The sequence below is a fragment of the Formivibrio sp. oc-25 genome (assembly GCF_055810895.1).
In genome coordinates, this window is sequence record NZ_JBVVOL010000005.1 from 109,759 (window position 1) to 126,555 (window position 16,797).

Sequence of the window (16,797 nt, forward strand, 5' to 3'; positions counted from 1 at the left end):
CTGCCGCCAGGAACTGCCAATAAAAAAGCCGACATGCTGTCGGCTTTTTTATTGCTCGAGCTCAAGGCTTAAAACACCACATCCCTTGATACACCATAACGTCTGAGAATACGGCGCAGCTGTTCCAAAGCCTCGATCTGGATCTGGCGTACCCGCTCGCGCGTCAGGCTCAAGCTGTCAGCCAAATCTTCCAGTGTGCAGATTTCATAGCCATTGAGCCCATAACGGCGTTCAATCACCATGCGCTGCTTGTCGGAAAGCTGCTTGAGCCACTCACGCATATAGCGTTCGATTTCCACATTCTGCAGCAGCGTTTCCGGTCCATCGTGCTGCTCATCGGGGATCGACTCGCCAATGGTGAGCATGGGATCAATATCCAGCGGTGCATCCAGGGAAGCCACGCGCTCGTTCAGACTCATGACCCGGCGCACATCTTCCACATCCTTGCCGACCAAGGCCGCAATTTCTTCGATGGTGGGCTCTTGTCCATTGTGTGCTTCCAGATGGCGCTGTGCACGCAGATAGACATTCAGCTCCTTAATCACATGCACCGGCAAGCGGATGGTGCGCGACTGGTTCATGATGGAGCGTTCAATGCTTTGCCGAATCCACCATGTGGCGTAGGTCGAAAAACGAAAGCCACGCTCCGGGTCAAACTTCTCCAGCGCATGCATCAACCCGATATTTCCCTCTTCGATCAGATCAAGCAGGGTCATACCCCGGTTGATGTAATGCTTGGCAATGTTCACAACCAGCCGCAGATTATGCTCGATCATTTTCTGCCTGGCCTCGAAATCCCCCTGGACCACCCGTCGCGACAGCGCACGCTCTTCTTCCGGCGTCAGCAACGCGCTCAGGCCAATCTCGTTCAGATAAATCTGGGTCACATCCCCGGTCGAATCGCCAGTGTAGGCAGCCGCCTCATCCTGTTGACCCTGCTCCGCTTCCTGCTCGACATCACCTCTGCTATCTGGATCCGCTTCATCCAGATTGATCTCTTCTTCACCGCCGAGGAGATCATCATCCATCGTATCAACCTGATCGTTCATTTTATTTATCTGCCGTGATGAATTTTGTTGGATCCACCGGCTTGCCAAACTTGCGAATTTCAAAATGCAGCTTGACCTGGTCGGCGTCGGAATTACCCATTTCGGCGATCTTCTCCCCTCGCTTGATGTCATCTCCTTCTTTAACCAGCAACTTGCTGTTGTGTGCATAGGCAGAAAGATAGGCATTGTTGTGTTTGATGATCACCATCTTTCCGTAACCACGTAGTCCACTTCCTGCGTACACCACTTTACCTGAGGCTGCAGCCAATACAGGCTGCCCCATTTTTCCAGCAAAATCAATACCCTTTACATCCTCCGTAAACGATTTCAGCGGCTTTCCAGCCGTTGGCATGATCCATTCGACTACATTCTCATCCGTTGAGGATGCTGGCATTTGCTCCTTATTGCCTGATTTTTCTTGTGTTTTTGTTTCAGGGGTAGCCGATGCCGACATAGGGGCGCTGGCCGTAGTCTGTTTGCTCTGTGTTGCGGTATTTACCACAGTTTGGGCGCCGTCCGCCTGCTTGGCGATACTTTCCGCCGCTTGCGAGCCATACGGCAGTTTCAATGCTTTGGGGTAACTGAGCGCCTCTACCGGACGTGCCTGTGTCGGTTTGCTGGCAAGGACGGGCGCAGGGGTATCATTGAGCGGACGCACTTCCACGCCTGATGGTGTTTCCGGCGGCGTCAGGCGCAAGACTTGATCAACCTTGATGTCATTGACATCCGCCAAGCCATTCCAGGCAGCCAGGTCACCATAGGCCAGGCCATGATCCAGCGCGATGCGATAAAGCGTATCGCCTTTCTTCACAATGTAGGCACCATCCGGTGCCACGACAACGGGCGTCACAACCGGTGCTGCGGTCAACGCACTGGCAGAAGCAGAACGGTCAACGATAGGGGCCGGACTTTGGGCTGCACAGCCCGCAAGCAACACCACAACCAAACAACCTGACTTAATCCGACTCACACACGGTCTCCTTGTCTTGCCTGCATGGCATCTTCACGAGATGCCAGGTAATAATGGAACAAACTTCACCTTCTCCAGACGGCTTTCCTCGAAACCATCCTCGGTCGCTTCGATCATGCGCAGCTCCTGGTCATCCTGCCCGACGGGAAAGATCAATCTGCCACCGGGCGCCAATTGCGGCAGCATATCGCGCGGAGTTATGGGAGAAGCCGCAGTAATGACAATGGCATCATACGGCGCACCCTCCGGCAATCCATGACTGCCATCCATATGCCGCAGGCGGGCATTATGCACACCCAGCGCAGAGAGCCGATCCCTTGCTACCCGGTACAAACCACCGATTCGCTCGACTGAGTAAACCGTCTTGAACAATTGCGCAAGAATCGTGGTTTGATAACCGCAACCCGTGCCGATTTCGAGAACCCGTTCATGCCGGGCGACAGCATTGGCCAACTCGCTCATGCGGGCCACGATATAAGGCTGGGAGATGGTCTGACCGAGCCCGATCGGCAGCGAAGTATCATCATAGGCTTTATGCGCCAGTGCCTGATCCACAAAGACATGGCGCGGAACTTGCCCCATCACGGCAAGCACCACCTCATCCTTGACCCCCTGACTTCGCAATCGTTCAACCAGACGCGTACGCGTCCGGGCCGAGGTCATGCCAATACCGCCCAGATGATCCGGATTCAGTCGGATAGCCATGAAGAGACCAGCTCCTGTTGAGGATAAGCCGTTAGGTCAATCGATAGCGGGGTGATGGATACATAACCATGTGCCACCGCGTGAAAATCCGTTTCTTCACCCATATCGGCAGCTGCGCCGGCAGCCCCGACCCACCAGATCGTATCACCGCGCGGATTTTCGCTGCGTACCACCGGCGATGACTTGTGACGACGACCAAGGCGCGTGACCCGCATTCCCTTGATTTGCTCATAGGGCAAATCCGGCACATTGACATTGAGCAGGATTGGATTCTGAAACGGGTTATTCTTGAAATTACGTATGAGATCGCGAGCCACCCTGGCCGCCGTCTCAAAATGTTGCGGGGTACGCGATGCGAGTGAAATCGCCAGGGCCGGCACGCCAAGCAGAAAACCTTCGGTCGCGGCGGCCACAGTGCCGGAATAAATGGTGTCATCGCCCATATTGGCACCATGATTGATGCCACTGACGACCATATCCGGCGGATTGGTCATCAGCCCGGTTGCCGCAAGATGCACGCAATCTGTCGGCGTCCCGTTGACAAACAGATAACCATTGGGTGCGGTACGCACACTCAGCGGACGGTCAAGCGTGAGCGAGTTGCTGGCACCACTACGGTCGCGCTCCGGCGCACAAACCAGTACTTCGCCTTCGTCACCCAGCGCCAGGGCAAGTGCCGCGATACCGGGTGCAAAATAGCCATCGTCATTGCTGATCAGGAAGCGCATGCTGAATGCCCTAGTTAGCACAAGACAAAGATTTTATCCCAGCCGCGCATCCTTCATCTATTTTGATGAGCCCATCCTGGCTGCATTGTGTCAATTTCGTCCTGGTTTGAAGGCCGAGAGAATGCCGGCGCTTGCAATCAGTGCCATGGCGGCATAGCTGAGCAACGGCAATGCGTGGTCCCAGATCAGCACGCCGTACACCGACGTGAATGCCACAGTCAGATATTGCAGGCTGGCAACCACCAGGGATTTGCCCTTGCTATAGGCACGCGTCATCGTCATTTGGCCGGCGCTTGCCCCCACCCCCATCGCCAGGATGATGCCGATGTTGATCCAGTTCAGCGATGCCAGTGCATGCGGCTGCGCCAGCATCCAGACGCCAGACAGGATCGTACTCAACAGCAAGAAGAAAAATACGGTTCGCCATTCCGGCTCACCCACCTTGCCCAGCTCCCGCATATTGAACATCGAACCGGCAGTAAACAGGCCAGACATCAGCCCCATCGCCCCGGCGAACCAGGAATCGGAACTCAAGGTCGGGCGCAGCAACAAGACCACGCCAGTGAACCCAAGTGCAATCGAGATACCCTGGATACGTTGCGGCAAAGCCCGGTGCAGCACGGCAAACAGCAGCATCAGGAACAAAGGTGCGGTATTTTGGAGGGTCACGGCGGTTGGCAGCGGCAAATGCGCCATGGCATAGGTGCCAGCCATCATGGAAATGGCACCACACATGCTGCGCGAAAAATGCAGCTTCAGGATCGGCCCGGTAACCAGCAACGCTTGCGGCCTGGGGCGCACGATCACCAGCAATACCAGCATGGCAATCAAGGCCCGGTAAAACATCAACTCTGCCGTGGTGAAGCTATCACTGCCCAGCTTGACGAACACGCCCATCGTGGAAAAGCTGAAACAGGAAACCACCATCCAGAACGGGCCGGAATCGCGCAGACGGGCAAACATTAATCACATCCTTAAAAACAACTGGCGGCCACATTGCCGCCAGTACCTGATTTATTGTCAGCGATTATCGCACTTACCTTGATAGGCATTCACCCAATTCTCGGCGCAGGAATTGGTGAAAATGCCGCATGCCGTCCTCCATCGGGCTCTGGTAGGGGCCGACCTCATTGCGGCCGGCCGCATGTAAGGCGGCACGACCTGCTTCCATTCGCCGAATGATATCGGCATCTTCGACTGCGGTTTCGCGGTATGCCGCCTGCTCGGTGGCGATGAAATCCGAAAATTCATCCAGAATGGCACGCGGGTAGTAAAACTCGATGATATTGCGGTAGCTGCGCACCCCATCCGGAACGACGGTGGAAATGACCAGCGTATGCGGATACCACTCCACCATGATATTCGGATAGTAAGTCAGCCAGATCGCACCATATTTAGGCAGATTCTGGCCATAACGCGCCAGCACTGCCTCGTGCCATTTGGCATAGACATCACTGCCAGGCCTAGTCAGTTCGCGATTCAGGCCGACCGTCTGCACCGAGTACCAATCACCGAACTGCCAGGCCAGATTGCGGCAATCCACAAAGTGCCCAAGCCCCGGATGGAAAGGATCGACGTGATAATCCTCCAGATAGACCTCGATAAAGGTTTTCCAGTTGCCTTGGTAGTGCTCCACTTCGACGCTGTGGAATCGGTAATCGGCAAAATCGAGATCCTTGGCCACGCCGAGGTCTTTCAGATCGGCTTCGATATCCCGCCCAGATTCAAACAGCAGGCCATTCCACTGCGAGATGGGCGTTTCCGGCAGATGCAGGCAGGGATTTTCCTTGAAGCGCGGTGCGCCAAGCAGCTTGCCGTGCGCATCGTAAGCCCAGCGGTGCAGCGGGCACACCGTATTTTTTTCATTGCCACGACCTTCCAGCATGATGGCCTGGCGATGGCGGCACACATTGGAAAACACATGCACGCCATCGGGTGCATGCTTGAGATAGCGCGCGCCATTGCTCACTTCCAGCACATGAAAATCCCCCGGCACCGGCACCATCAGCTCATGGCCGAGATAACGCGGCCCGCGTGCAAACAGCTTCTCCTGCTCCGCGCGATACACATCTTCATCAAAGTAGGCAGTAACCGGCAATTGCATGGTGTAATCGGGATTTGCATCTCCCGGATTGAATGGTTGCTTCATGATTCAAGCGCTAATCGGGTAATAAACGACCGGACTGGGATTCTGGGCGATGCAACGAAGCGGGGCAAGCAAGAAAACAAAAAACCGGAGAGAACCCCGGTTTTGATCATCACAACGGCTGCAAATCCAGCTTGGCAAACAATGCCTTATCCCGCTCTACCTCCGGATTGCCCGTGGTCAGCAGCTTGTCGCCATAAAAGATCGAATTGGCGCCGGCAAGGAAACACAATGCCTGCACGGACTCTGGCATCTCGCCGCGTCCGGCGGACAAGCGCACGAACGACGTGGGCATGGTGATGCGCGTTACCGCAATCGTGCGCACAAACTCGGTCCAATCCAGTGCCTCGACATTTTCCAGCGGGGTGCCTTCGATCGGTACCAGACTGTTGATGGGCACGGATTCCGGCTGCGGTGACAGATTGGCCAGTTGCTGGATCAGGCCAACGCGGTCTGTGCGTGCCTCACCCATGCCAATGATCCCGCCACAGCAGACGCTCAGGCCAGCCTTGCGTACTTTCCCAAGGGTATCGAGACGATCGTCATAGCTGTGGGTACTGACAATATCGCCGTATTTTTCCGGTGAGGTATCGAGGTTATGGTTGTAATAATCCAGCCCCGCATCTTTCAGCTCTTCCGCCTGACCATCGAGCAGGATACCGAGCGTGGCACAGGTCTCCATGCCCAGCGCCTTGACGCCTGCAACCATCTGTTTCAACTCATCCAGATGGCGTTTCTTCGGCCCACGCCAGGCCGCCCCCATGCAAAAGCGTGATGCACCGTTTTCCTTGGCCACTCTGGCAGATGCCAGCACCTCGGGTACGCTCAGCATTTCCAGCCCTTCCAGCTTGGCCTTGGCACCTTCATGGTGATGCGATTGCGAGCAGTAACCGCAATCCTCGGAGCAGCCTCCGGTCTTGATCGACAGCAAGGTCGACAGCTGCACCTTGTTCGCATCGAAATGCTCGCGATGCACCTGCTGTGCCGCAAACAGCAAATCGTTGAACGACATATCATAGAGCTCGGCGATCTCTTCGCGGCTCCATTGTCCGGATTGCGGATGCGGCGTCTTGCGCTTGATGGAAATGGGCTGCGGCTGATTCACTTGAGCTATCCTGCACTATTGATCTGCACGGATTGTGTAAGCGGAGTCAGCAATTGTCAAATTTTTTAATAAATTTTCTGAACAACTTAACACCTCCGGCCATCTGCCAACTCTGCGCAGGCGATAGCCAGCATCTGGCATTTTGCCCTTCCTGTCAGGCCCAACTACCCTGGTTGCCCGATCAGCACTGTCCATGCTGTGCAATACCGACACTGGATGGCAAGTTGTGCGGACAGTGCCTGAAAAGCCCACCGGCCTTCGATCATGTCACCGCGGCTTTCCTGTATTGCGATAGCCTGGCCGAGTTGATTCCATCAGCCAAATTTGGCGCCCGATGGTCGCTGTTACCGGCACTGGCAGAATTGTTGCGGCAAAAGGTCGATGATCTGCCGCGACCGGACTGCCTCGTTGCCTTGCCGCTGCACCCGCGACGCCTGCAGGAGCGCGGATTCAATCAGGCGCATGAAATTGCGGCACCGTTGGCAGAAAAATTGCACATACCGCTTGCCAATCATGTTTTGCAGCGCAGCCGCGATACCGAGCATCAGGCGCGATTGTCCGAAAAGGCCCGGCACCGCAATATGCGCGGCGCCTTCCATGCAACAGAAGAAGCTCGCGACCGGCATATTGTGCTGATAGATGATGTGATGACCACCGGTGCCAGCCTCGATGCCGCAGCACGTGCATTGAAAAAAGCTGGCGCAAGGCGGGTGGATGCCTGGGTGTTGGCCCGAACACCTTGAAGCGAGGCAATCACCACAGGACAGAGAAATGCCCCGTGGCAATCACGAGAAGATCAATGATGCTCGGAAGGGCTGGCTTTACCCAGTTTGTCGAGCGAGGCCATGATGAAAGCCGAGACAACAAAGGTCATGTGCAGGATGACATACCACATGATCTTGTCGTTTTCGATACTGCGCGCGTTCATGAACACTTTGAGCAGGTGGATCGAGGAGATTGCCACGATCGAGGCAGCCACCTTGTTCTTGAGCGAACTGGCATCAAGCTTGCCCAGCCAGCGCAATTTTTCCGTTCCCTCTTCCAGCTCCAGTTGAGATACGGAATTCTCGTAGCCGCTGATCATCACCATCACGATCAGGCTACCGACCAGCGCCATATCGATCAGGGTCAAAATGACCAAAATCATGTCCGTTTCCGGCATGGTGAACATGCTGCCGAGCAAGTGAATGACCTCGACAAAAAACTTCACACCCAGCGCCAGCAAGGCCAGGTTCATGGCCAGGAATATCGGCGCCAGCAACCAGCGGCCACCGTACAGCATTTTTTCAATCAAGCGTTCCATGCGAATCTCCATCGTTTTTATATTGGCAAACCGGAAAGGAAGCGTCAGAACAGACGGGCAATCAGCGCCTTGTCAAAACGCGCATCCAGCGGAATGGCAGCCGGTACACCATTACCCGCAGCCACGTCGGTTGCCACGCCGTCGCGTCCACGCATTTCCTTCAACTCAACGATCACATTGCCGCTCGGATGGATGATTTCAAGCCTGTCGCCCACGGCAAAGCGATTTTTCACATCGATTTCTGCCCAGCCATCCGCGACCCTGATCACCTCACCGACAAACTGGCTACGCTTGGCGATGGAATGACCTTCCAGGTAATTCTGGTATTCGTGCGTACTGTGGCGTTGCAGGAAGCCTTCGGTATAGCCACGATTGGCCAGGCCATCCAGATCAGCCAGCAAGGTCGGATCGAATGGACGCCCTGCCACCGCATCATCAATCGCTCTGCGATACGCCTGGGCGGTACGCGCCACGTAATAGAGCGACTTGGTACGACCTTCGATCTTCAGCGAGTCCACACCGATCTGCGCCAGCTTTTCTACATGCTGAATGGCGCGCAGGTCTTTTGAATTCATGATGTAGGTACCGTGCTCGTCTTCCAGGATCGGCATCAGCTCACCCGGACGACTGGTATCTTCGATCAGATAGGTACGGTCAGCCAGCGGATGGCGTTCGGCCCCGCCGCAAGCGGCGAATTGCTGGTTGCTCTCTTCCATCGCCTTGTTGAAGTCGAACTGGATCACCTGGGCCTGGCCCGCCTCATCTTCCTCTGCATGGTGAACCTTGTAATCCCAGCGGCAGGCATTGGTGCAGGTACCCTGGTTCGGATCGCGATGATTGAAATAACCCGAGAGCAGGCAACGGCCGGAATAGGCAATGCATAGCGCGCCATGCACGAACACCTCGATCTCGATATCCGGGCACTCCTGCCGGATCTCGGCGATCTCGTCGATCGACAGTTCGCGCGAGAGGATGATGCGACTTACCCCCAGCTTCTGCCAGAACTTCACGCCGGCATAGTTCACCGTATTGGCCTGCACCGAGAGATGAATCGGCATCTCGGGCCATTTTTCGCGCACCATCATGATCAAGCCCGGGTCAGCCATGATCAGTGCGTCCGGCCGCATGGCAATCACTGGCGCCATGTCCGCCAGATAGGTCTTGACCTTGGCGTTGTGCGGCAGCAGATTGGACGCGACGTAAAACAGCTTGCCGCGCGTATGCGCTTCTTCGATACCGGCCTGCAACTGCTCCAGCTTGAATTCGTTGTTGCGCGCACGCAGGCTGTAGCGCGGCTGGCCGGCATAGACGGCATCGGCGCCAAAATCATAGGCGGCGCGCATTTTGTCGAGCGTGCCGGCAGGCAGGAGCAATTCAGGGGTGGAACGGGTCATTTCAGGGCAATCCAGAGAGCGAGGCGGCGCATTCTAGCAGGTTTCCCGCCTGCTGAATATTTAAGCAGTGCAAGAATAACCCTTTCCAGACAATGGCTTGCACCACTTACCCACAGCTCGCTCACACAACTATTCCCGCAGAATGTGGAAAGGCCAATTCAATTGACGCTTTTTTGATCAGCCAGATTTTATTGTGCAGCCACAATGACTTGCCACACTTGTCCACAACTGACTCACACAGCCATACCCATAAAATCGGGATAAGTCGGTGCGGCGGTATCTGCCGCCTGATGGCAGGATTTTCAGAACAACGTGAAGCCACCAAAAAACGAAAGCCGCGAATGATTCATCGCGGCTTTCGTTGTCACTGCAGATCGTTAGCTCGGCCTGAAACGTGCCCGAATCGCCGATTCGATCCCGGCAGCATCCAGACCGCACTCCGACCACAGCTCGGCTTGTTCGCCATGCTCGACAAAACGATCCGGCAAACCGATCTGCAATACCGGCTTGGCAATGCCCTTGGCAGCCAGGCATTCCAGCACCGCAGATCCTGCGCCCCCCATCACGGCATTTTCTTCCACGGTGACCAGCCAATCATGCTGCTGCGCCAGCTCCACCACCAAGGCTTCATCAAGCGGCTTCACAAAACGCATGTTGGCAACAGTCAGGTCCAGCGCCTCGGCAGCCTTCAGCGCTGCGGCCAGCGGTGTGCCAAATACAAGCATCGCCCCACCCTGCCCCTGGCGACGAATCTCGCCCCTGCCGAACGGCAGGGCCTGCATGCAATCCTCCGGCAGCGTGCCTGAACCACCGCCGCGCGGATAACGTACGGCCGTGGGTCCGTCATGCAGAAACGCGGTGTACAGCATCTGACGACATTCATTTTCGTCGGACGGCGTCAATACCGCCATATTCGGGATGCAGCGCAGGAAGGAAAGGTCATAGGCACCGGCATGCGTCGGCCCATCCGCACCGACCAGTCCTCCGCGATCAATGGCAAACATTACTGGCAGATTCTGCAGTGCCACATCGTGGATCAACTGATCATAGGCTCGCTGCAAAAAGGTGGAATAGATCGCCACCACCGGCTTGCAACCTTCGCAGGCCAGGCCAGCCGCGAAAGTCACGGCATGCTGCTCGGCGATACCGGCATCAAAATAACGCTGCGGAAAGGTCTCGGCAAAACGCACCATGCCCGAGCCCTCGCGCATGGCGGGCGTGACGCCCACCAGACGGCGATCCTTGGCCGCCATGTCACACAGCCAGTCGCCGAACACCTTGGTAAAGGTGAGCTTGCCCGCCTTGCTTTCCATGCCGTTTTCCGGCTGGAACGGGGTGACCGCATGGTATTTGGTGGGATCGGCCACAGCGAGCTTGTAACCTTCGCCCTTGCGCGTTACCACATGCAGGAACTGCGGCCCTTTGAGCTTCTTGATATTGGCGAGCGTGCTCACCAGGATATCGAGGTCATGGCCATCGATCGGACCGATATAATTGAAGCCGAACTCTTCGAATAATGCGCCCGGCGTCAGCATGCCCTTGACATGCTCCTCGGTACGCCGTGCCAGCTCGCGAATCGGCGGAATGGCATCGAGCATCGAACTGCCGGATTTGCGCACCGAATTGTAGAAATCACTCGATAGTATCTTCGCCAGATAATTGCTCAAGGCGCCGACATTGGGCGAAATCGACATCTCGTTATCGTTGAGGATCACCAGCACATCGGCATCGGCATCGCCGGCATTGTTGAGCCCTTCAAATGCCTGGCCCGCGGTCATGGCACCATCGCCAATGACTGCGATTGCACGATGTGGCTCGCCCTTCAGTTTGAATGCCTCGGCCATGCCATGCGCTGCGCTGATCGAGGTACTGGAGTGCCCCACGCCGAAAGCATCATAGAGACTCTCGTCGCGCTTGGGGAAACCGGCCAGCCCCCCCTTCTTGCGCATCGTATCCATACGCTCGCGGCGGCCAGTCAGTATCTTGTGCGGATAGCTCTGATGGCCGACATCCCAGATCAGCTTGTCTCTGGGGGTGTCGAAGACATAATGCAGGGCGATGGTCAGCTCGATCGCACCAAGATTGGAAGCGAAATGGCCACCGGTTTGGCTCACCGTTGCCAGCAGATAGTCGCGCAGCTCCTGTGCGAGCTCGGGCAATTGCCGTCGCTCCAGCTGTTTCAGGTCCGCCGGGCTATTGACGGTATCGAGCAAGGGATATTTCATGGTCAATTGCGGCGCTCCACAATGAAGTCCGCGATTTCCTTCAGTCGTTGTGCTCGCGCACCGAACGGCGCCAGCGATTCCAGCGCATCGGCCTTCAGGCTATCTGCCCGGCGGCGGGCTTCTGCCAGGCCAAGATGCGAAACATAGGTCGGTTTGTTGTTGGCCACATCCTTGCCCGCCGTCTTGCCCAGCGTAGCCGAATCAGCCTCGCAATCAAGAATATCGTCCACCACCTGGAATGCAAGCCCGATGCATTTGGCAAAATGATCCAAACGGTTGCGTTCGTCCTCATTCAGTGGTTGGCCGCAGAACGACCCCATCAATACCGAAGCACGGATCAGGGCGCCTGTTTTCAGGATATGCATCATTTCCAGCTCTGGCAGGGAAATGCTTTGTCCGACGCTGTATAGATCGACACCCTGCCCGCCACACATGCCGGCGCTGCCGGATGCACGCGCCAGAACATTGATCAAGCGCAACTGATCACTCGGCTGATCGCACAGGTCATGCGCCGACAATACATCAAACGCAGCAGTCTGCAGCGCATCGCCCGCCAGCAACGCAGTGGCTTCACCATAGGCCACATGCACGGTCGGCTTGCCGCGACGCAATACATCGTTATCCATGGCCGGCATATCGTCATGCACCAGCGAATAGGCATGGATCATTTCCACAGCACAGGCCGCATACTGCAAGCGTTCAATAGGTGCCTGCACGATGTCGCCAGCGGCAAACACCAGCAAGGGCCGCACCCGCTTGCCGCCATCGAGCACGGCGTAGCGCATGGCCTCGTGCAGCTTTGCGGGCAAATGGTCGGCCTTGGGCAATACCTGCCCCAGCGTGGCCTCCATGCGATCCTGCACCGATCGGGTCCAGGCCTTGAAATCAGGAGTAGTCATCAAGCCCTCTCTTCGGGGTCAAATGGTTTCAGCTCGCCGCCTTCAAGGATACGAATCCGCTGCTCGGCATCGGCAAGCTTGGCTTCACAAAAACGCAGCAATTCAACCCCACGCTGGTACTTGGTCAAAGCCTCTTCCAGTGGCGCGCTGCCACTTTCCATCGCAGCAATCAGGCTTTCCAGTTCCGAGAGCCCAGCTTCGAAGGTATCCGGCAATTTGGCTGTTTTGGCCATATACCCGCGCTCCTTGATCAAAACGCAGCAAGATAGCCGCCACGCCGGGGAACGTCAATGGCATACCTGCGCTAGAATCAAAGCAGTATACCGCGAGGCTCAAGCGTAATGGCTGCCCCACTGAACCAGCTCAAAATAGCACGGCATGACACCCTGCCAGCACAGCGCAAGCCCTGGCTCAAGCGTACGCTGCTTTTTCTCCTTGTTTTGATCACGCTGGCGACAGCTTCCGTCTTGTTGAACCGGCGCCCGATTGAAGTTGAAACCGCACGTGTTACGCAGGCCTGGCCAGCGCAAGCCATCACCGTATTGAATGCCACCGGTTACGTTACTGCCGACCGCAAGGCTGCCGTTGCGACCAAGGGTACCGGCCGTCTGGAATGGCTGGGGGCACGGGAAGGCAGCCAGGTCAAAGCCGGCGACATCATCGCCAGGCTGGAAAACAGCGACATGCAGGCACAACTGGCGCAGGCACGTGCCAATGTCGAAGTGGCCAAGGCCCGGCAACAGCAATTGCAAGCGGATCAGCTGGATGCTGCGCTCAACTTCAAACGGCAACAGCAGTTGGCAGCACAGGGGTTTGTCTCGCCCGCCGCAGTCGATACAGCCCAAAGCCGCCACCTGCAGTCCGTTTCAGCCGTCGCCGCACAGGCCGCAACCGTGACCATGATGCAAGCCGCAGTACGCAGTGCCGAGGCGGCACTCGACAACACCTTCATCCGCGCCCCGTTTTCTGGCGTGGTATTGACCAAACAGGCCAATGTCGGAGATATCGTAGCCCCGTTCAGTACCAGCGCCGATTCGAAAGGCGCCGTGGTCACTCTGGCGGACATGGCCACGCTTGAAGTTGAGGCCGATGTTTCCGAAACCAGCCTGGCCATGGCGCACCTGGATCAGCCTTGCGAAATCCAGCTCGATGCCCTGCCCGACATCCGCCTGTTGGGACGCGTGCATCGTATCGTACCCACGGTGGATCGCAGCAAGGCTACCGTCAAATTCAAGATCCGCTTTGAAGAACATGATCCACGCGTGCTGCCGGACATGAGCGCAAAAGTGGCCTTTCTGAATCGTCCGCTGATGCCAGATGAACGCCGACCACGCCTCGCGGTCCAGACTGAGGCCATTCGCAATGGTCATGTTTTCGTACTCGATGCACAAGGTACAGCCCAGCAACGCCAGATCGAATCCGGCAACAAACTGGGCGATCTGACCGAAATACGTTCCGGCCTGCAAAACGGCGAAACCGTTGTACTCCAGCCACCGGCCAATCTGGCTAGCGGCATGCGCGTCGTGGAGAAAAAACGATGAGCATCGCGGTTAGCGTGCATAACCTCTGCAAAAGCTACCAGCGTGGCGATGAGATTCTCGACGTACTTTCGCAGATCAGTTTCGATATCACCGAGGGGGATTTCCTGGCATTGATGGGGCCATCGGGCTCGGGCAAATCCACGCTGCTCAATTTGATTGCGGGTATCGACAAGCCGACCTCGGGCCAGATCATCATCAACGATGTCGATATCGTGCAGCTGCGAGAACGGGAGCTGGCGGCCTGGCGCGCGGAAAACATCGGTTTCATCTTCCAGTTTTACAATCTGATGCCGGTTCTGACTGCACAGGAAAACGTCGAATTGCCACTGCTGCTTACCCCGCTATCCCGGCGTGAACGGCGCGAACGTGCGCTGTTGGCACTTGATCTGGTGGGTTTGTCCGATCGCATCAGCCATCTACCGAGCGAATTGTCCGGTGGCCAGCAGCAGCGGGTTGCCATTGCCAGGGCCATCGTCGCCGATCCGGCACTGATCGTCGCCGATGAACCGACCGGTGACCTCGACAAGAAATCCGGCGAGGATGTCCTGCAATTGCTGACTCGCCTGAATCAGGAGTTGGGCAAGACCATCGTTATGGTCACACACGATCAGAAAGCCGCCGATTGCGCGCGGATCATCCGGCATCTGGACAAGGGAGAATTGTCCGAGATCGCCTGCATGCGCTGACCGAAGCGCAGCTGATCCCCCTTCAATTCGTGACATGCAAAAAAGCCAGGCCCGCAGGCCTGGCTCGAGTTGGTCAAATTGATTCTGCCAGATGCTTTGCGCTGTTCTTGCTAGGCTTGCTGTGTCACAGCGCGTCCTGCCTGGACCCCTCGGATAATGCGGCTCCACTTGATACCAGCATCGATCATCACGATCACCGACAAGCTCATCATGATCGATGACAGCGTGATGTTCAGATAATTATGTGCCGGCAAATACTGGTTCACGATCATCCAATAGCCTGCGGTCATTACCGAGCAGAACAGGTAGAACATCGGCACCGCAGTAACCAGACCGTACCAGACGTTGTTGCTGCGACGCAGGATCAGGCTGGTACCGATTGCCAGGGCAATCGAAGCCAGCAACTGGTTCGACACACCAAACAACGGCCAAACGGTTGCAATGTCTCCTCCGTACAACAGGTAGCCCCAGAGATAACAGACCAGCACACTGACACCGATCACGCCAGGTTTCCAGTTATTATCCTTCAGCTTCGGGAAAGCATTTCCAAAGAAGTCCTGAACGATATAACGCGCCACGCGGGTTCCGGCATCGATAGCGGTCAGGATAAACACCGCTTCAAACAGAATCGCGAAGTTGTACCAGTAGGACAACAAATGATCCATGCCCGGCAAGCTGGAGAAAATAGAGGCCATGCCCACGGCCAGGGAAACTGCCCCACCGGTACGGCCAGCCAGATCCATGCCAACCAATTGCGACAACATCGGCAGATCCACCACGGTCATGTTCAGCTTCTGGAACACAGCCGGTGCCGAGTTGATGGCGAAATAGTCACCCGGATGCAACACACAGGCGGCGATCAGCGCCATCATGGCCACAAAAGTTTCTACCAGCATGCCGCCGAAACCAACCAGCAAGATATCCTTTTCGTTGTTGATCATTTTGGGCGTTGTACCCGAACCGATCAGGGCATGGAAGCCGGAGATGGCACCGCAGGCAATGGTGATCGAAACGAATGGCCAAACTGGTCCCTTGATGATCGGGCCACCACCAGCGATGAATTCAGTCACTGCAGGCATGTGCAATACCGGATTCACAATGACGATGCCAAGCGCCAGAGCACCGATGGTACCGATCTTCATGTAAGAAGACAGATAGTCACGCGGGGCCAGCAGGAACCAGACCGGCAGCGCAGCTGCGAAGAAGGCATAGATCGGCAATGCCAGCTTGACACCGGTTTCGCTCAGCGTAAACAAATCGCCAATCCAGGTACCCTTGACATAGGGGCCGAAAGCCACCGCAAGCAAAATCAGAAACATGCCCAGCACGGTTGCATGGGTGAGTTTGTCCGGGCGTGCCTTGATGATCAGACCAACAATCATGGCAATCGGAATGGTCATACCCACCGTGAAAGTGCCCCACGGATTGTTCTTCAGCGCGTGCACCACAACCAGCGACAAGCCTGCCATGGTAATCGTGATGGTGAACAGAATCGCAAGCCCGACAGCGATACCTGCGACCGGCCCGATTTCCGCCTTGGCGATTTCCGAGAGTGATTGCCCTTTGTGGCGTACGGAGGCGAACAGGATCACCATGTCATGCACGGCCCCACCGATCACCGCGCCAACCAGCAACCAGATCGTGCCCGGCAGAAACCCGAACTGCGCAGCCAGGATCGGACCGACAAGCGGGCCTGCCGCAGCAATCGCGGCGAAGTGGTGGCCGAATGCCACCCATTTGTTCATCGGCAGGTAATCCTTGCCGTTGTTGAATTCATGTGCCGGGGTTGACCGGCCAGAATCCAGCGCCAACACCTTAGCCGCGATAAAGCCACCGTAAAACCGATATGCCAATATCAGGATACAACTGGTCGCGACGATCAATGTCAATGCATTCATGACACCTCTCCTCCTCAGTTTGGAATGATCGGAAAACCCAAGCAGGCGGCTTTCCTGATCTGCACTTTATGCTGATCGTGCTTACAAGCGAGTGCGTTTTGGCGAGCGGTGTCTTAACGGATTAAGCGGTAGGGAACGAGGATTAAAC

Annotated in this window: 16 protein-coding genes; 3 read left to right on the forward strand and 13 right to left on the reverse strand. The window is 56.4% G+C overall.

Going from position 1 to position 16,797, the window contains the following annotated elements; translation table 11 throughout:
* Positions 1-68 precede the first annotated feature (68 nt).
* From rpoS to bioB, 7 genes are all read right to left on the reverse strand, one after another.
* A complete protein-coding gene (gene rpoS, locus AC0KVQ_RS05075; RefSeq protein ID WP_473420045.1) occupies positions 69-1,049 on the reverse strand; it encodes an RNA polymerase sigma factor RpoS in 981 nt (326 codons plus the stop codon).
* A gap of 1 nt (position 1,050) precedes the next feature.
* Positions 1,051-2,019, reverse strand: coding sequence for a peptidoglycan DD-metalloendopeptidase family protein (locus AC0KVQ_RS05080; RefSeq protein ID WP_473420046.1), 969 nt, complete (start codon positions 2,017-2,019; stop codon positions 1,051-1,053).
* 33 nt (positions 2,020-2,052) lie between these two features.
* Positions 2,053-2,724 carry a protein-L-isoaspartate(D-aspartate) O-methyltransferase gene (locus AC0KVQ_RS05085; RefSeq protein WP_473420047.1) on the reverse strand — a complete coding sequence of 224 codons (672 nt, stop codon included), beginning with the start codon at positions 2,722-2,724 and terminating at the stop codon, positions 2,053-2,055.
* Complete coding sequence (surE, locus tag AC0KVQ_RS05090; protein ID WP_473420048.1) at positions 2,709-3,452, reverse strand: 5'/3'-nucleotidase SurE; 744 nt, start codon at positions 3,450-3,452, stop codon at positions 2,709-2,711. The genes AC0KVQ_RS05085 and surE overlap by 16 nt, the downstream gene beginning before the upstream one ends.
* Positions 3,453-3,542: 90 nt before the next feature.
* On the reverse strand, positions 3,543-4,415 hold the full coding sequence (locus tag AC0KVQ_RS05095) for a DMT family transporter (RefSeq protein WP_473420049.1): 873 nt from the start codon (positions 4,413-4,415) through the stop codon (positions 3,543-3,545).
* Positions 4,416-4,488: 73 nt separating this feature from the next.
* Positions 4,489-5,601 (reverse strand): aromatic ring-hydroxylating oxygenase subunit alpha, encoded by a 1,113-nt coding sequence (locus AC0KVQ_RS05100; protein WP_473420050.1) that lies wholly within the window; start codon positions 5,599-5,601, stop codon positions 4,489-4,491.
* Positions 5,602-5,710: 109 nt separating this feature from the next.
* On the reverse strand, positions 5,711-6,703 hold the full coding sequence (bioB, locus tag AC0KVQ_RS05105) for a biotin synthase BioB (protein WP_473420051.1): 993 nt from the start codon (positions 6,701-6,703) through the stop codon (positions 5,711-5,713).
* A gap of 53 nt (positions 6,704-6,756) precedes the next feature.
* Between bioB and AC0KVQ_RS05110 the strand changes: the two genes are divergently transcribed.
* Positions 6,757-7,446, forward strand: a complete 690-nt coding sequence (locus tag AC0KVQ_RS05110; RefSeq protein ID WP_473420052.1) for a phosphoribosyltransferase family protein — start codon at positions 6,757-6,759, stop codon at positions 7,444-7,446.
* A gap of 53 nt (positions 7,447-7,499) precedes the next feature.
* Here AC0KVQ_RS05110 and AC0KVQ_RS05115 read toward each other — a convergent pair whose 3' ends face one another.
* The 5 genes from AC0KVQ_RS05115 to AC0KVQ_RS05135 form a co-directional block, all read right to left on the reverse strand.
* Entirely contained in the window at positions 7,500-8,006 is a 507-nt protein-coding gene (locus AC0KVQ_RS05115) for a TIGR00645 family protein (RefSeq protein ID WP_473420053.1), read from the reverse strand.
* 44 nt (positions 8,007-8,050) lie between these two features.
* Positions 8,051-9,400, reverse strand: coding sequence for a prephenate-dependent tRNA uridine(34) hydroxylase TrhP (trhP, locus tag AC0KVQ_RS05120; RefSeq protein ID WP_473420054.1), 1,350 nt, complete (start codon positions 9,398-9,400; stop codon positions 8,051-8,053).
* Between the two features lie 377 nt (positions 9,401-9,777).
* Positions 9,778-11,625 (reverse strand): 1-deoxy-D-xylulose-5-phosphate synthase, encoded by a 1,848-nt coding sequence (gene dxs / locus AC0KVQ_RS05125; RefSeq protein WP_473420055.1) that lies wholly within the window; start codon positions 11,623-11,625, stop codon positions 9,778-9,780.
* Between the two features lie 2 nt (positions 11,626-11,627).
* The gene (locus tag AC0KVQ_RS05130) at positions 11,628-12,524 is read right to left on the reverse strand and encodes a polyprenyl synthetase family protein (protein ID WP_473420056.1); all 897 of its coding nucleotides are present in this window, start codon (positions 12,522-12,524) and stop codon (positions 11,628-11,630) included.
* Positions 12,524-12,757: an exodeoxyribonuclease VII small subunit gene (locus tag AC0KVQ_RS05135; RefSeq protein ID WP_473420057.1), complete on the reverse strand. Its 234-nt coding sequence runs from the start codon at positions 12,755-12,757 to the stop codon at positions 12,524-12,526. Before AC0KVQ_RS05135 ends, AC0KVQ_RS05130 begins: the two co-directional genes overlap by 1 nt.
* A 108-nt stretch (positions 12,758-12,865) precedes the next feature.
* On the opposite strand from AC0KVQ_RS05135, the gene AC0KVQ_RS05140 reads away from it, so the two are divergent.
* Positions 12,866-14,065, forward strand: a complete 1,200-nt coding sequence (locus AC0KVQ_RS05140; protein ID WP_473420058.1) for an efflux RND transporter periplasmic adaptor subunit — start codon at positions 12,866-12,868, stop codon at positions 14,063-14,065.
* Positions 14,062-14,751, forward strand: coding sequence for an ABC transporter ATP-binding protein (locus AC0KVQ_RS05145; RefSeq protein ID WP_473420059.1), 690 nt, complete (start codon positions 14,062-14,064; stop codon positions 14,749-14,751). The genes AC0KVQ_RS05140 and AC0KVQ_RS05145 overlap by 4 nt, the downstream gene beginning before the upstream one ends.
* A 110-nt stretch (positions 14,752-14,861) precedes the next feature.
* Here the strand turns inward: AC0KVQ_RS05145 and AC0KVQ_RS05150 are convergent, their stop codons facing one another.
* Positions 14,862-16,649 (reverse strand): carbon starvation CstA family protein, encoded by a 1,788-nt coding sequence (locus tag AC0KVQ_RS05150; RefSeq protein WP_473420060.1) that lies wholly within the window; start codon positions 16,647-16,649, stop codon positions 14,862-14,864.
* Positions 16,650-16,797 lie beyond the last annotated feature (148 nt).

Coding starts and splice junctions, on each gene's coding strand:
- rpoS (WP_473420045.1), bottom strand. CDS start 1,049: ATGAACGATCAGGTTGATACGATGGATGATGATCTCCTCGGCGGTGAA.
- AC0KVQ_RS05085 (WP_473420047.1), bottom strand. CDS start 2,724: ATGGCTATCCGACTGAATCCGGATCATCTGGGCGGTATTGGCATGACC.
- surE (WP_473420048.1), bottom strand. CDS start 3,452: ATGCGCTTCCTGATCAGCAATGACGATGGCTATTTTGCACCCGGTATC.
- AC0KVQ_RS05095 (WP_473420049.1), bottom strand. CDS start 4,415: ATGTTTGCCCGTCTGCGCGATTCCGGCCCGTTCTGGATGGTGGTTTCC.
- AC0KVQ_RS05100 (WP_473420050.1), bottom strand. CDS start 5,601: ATGAAGCAACCATTCAATCCGGGAGATGCAAATCCCGATTACACCATG.
- AC0KVQ_RS05115 (WP_473420053.1), bottom strand. CDS start 8,006: ATGGAACGCTTGATTGAAAAAATGCTGTACGGTGGCCGCTGGTTGCTG.
- trhP (WP_473420054.1), bottom strand. CDS start 9,400: ATGACCCGTTCCACCCCTGAATTGCTCCTGCCTGCCGGCACGCTCGAC.
- dxs (WP_473420055.1), bottom strand. CDS start 11,625: ATGAAATATCCCTTGCTCGATACCGTCAATAGCCCGGCGGACCTGAAA.
- AC0KVQ_RS05130 (WP_473420056.1), bottom strand. CDS start 12,524: ATGACTACTCCTGATTTCAAGGCCTGGACCCGATCGGTGCAGGATCGC.
- AC0KVQ_RS05135 (WP_473420057.1), bottom strand. CDS start 12,757: ATGGCCAAAACAGCCAAATTGCCGGATACCTTCGAAGCTGGGCTCTCG.
- AC0KVQ_RS05140 (WP_473420058.1), top strand. CDS start 12,866: ATGGCTGCCCCACTGAACCAGCTCAAAATAGCACGGCATGACACCCTG.
- AC0KVQ_RS05145 (WP_473420059.1), top strand. CDS start 14,062: ATGAGCATCGCGGTTAGCGTGCATAACCTCTGCAAAAGCTACCAGCGT.
- AC0KVQ_RS05150 (WP_473420060.1), bottom strand. CDS start 16,649: ATGAATGCATTGACATTGATCGTCGCGACCAGTTGTATCCTGATATTG.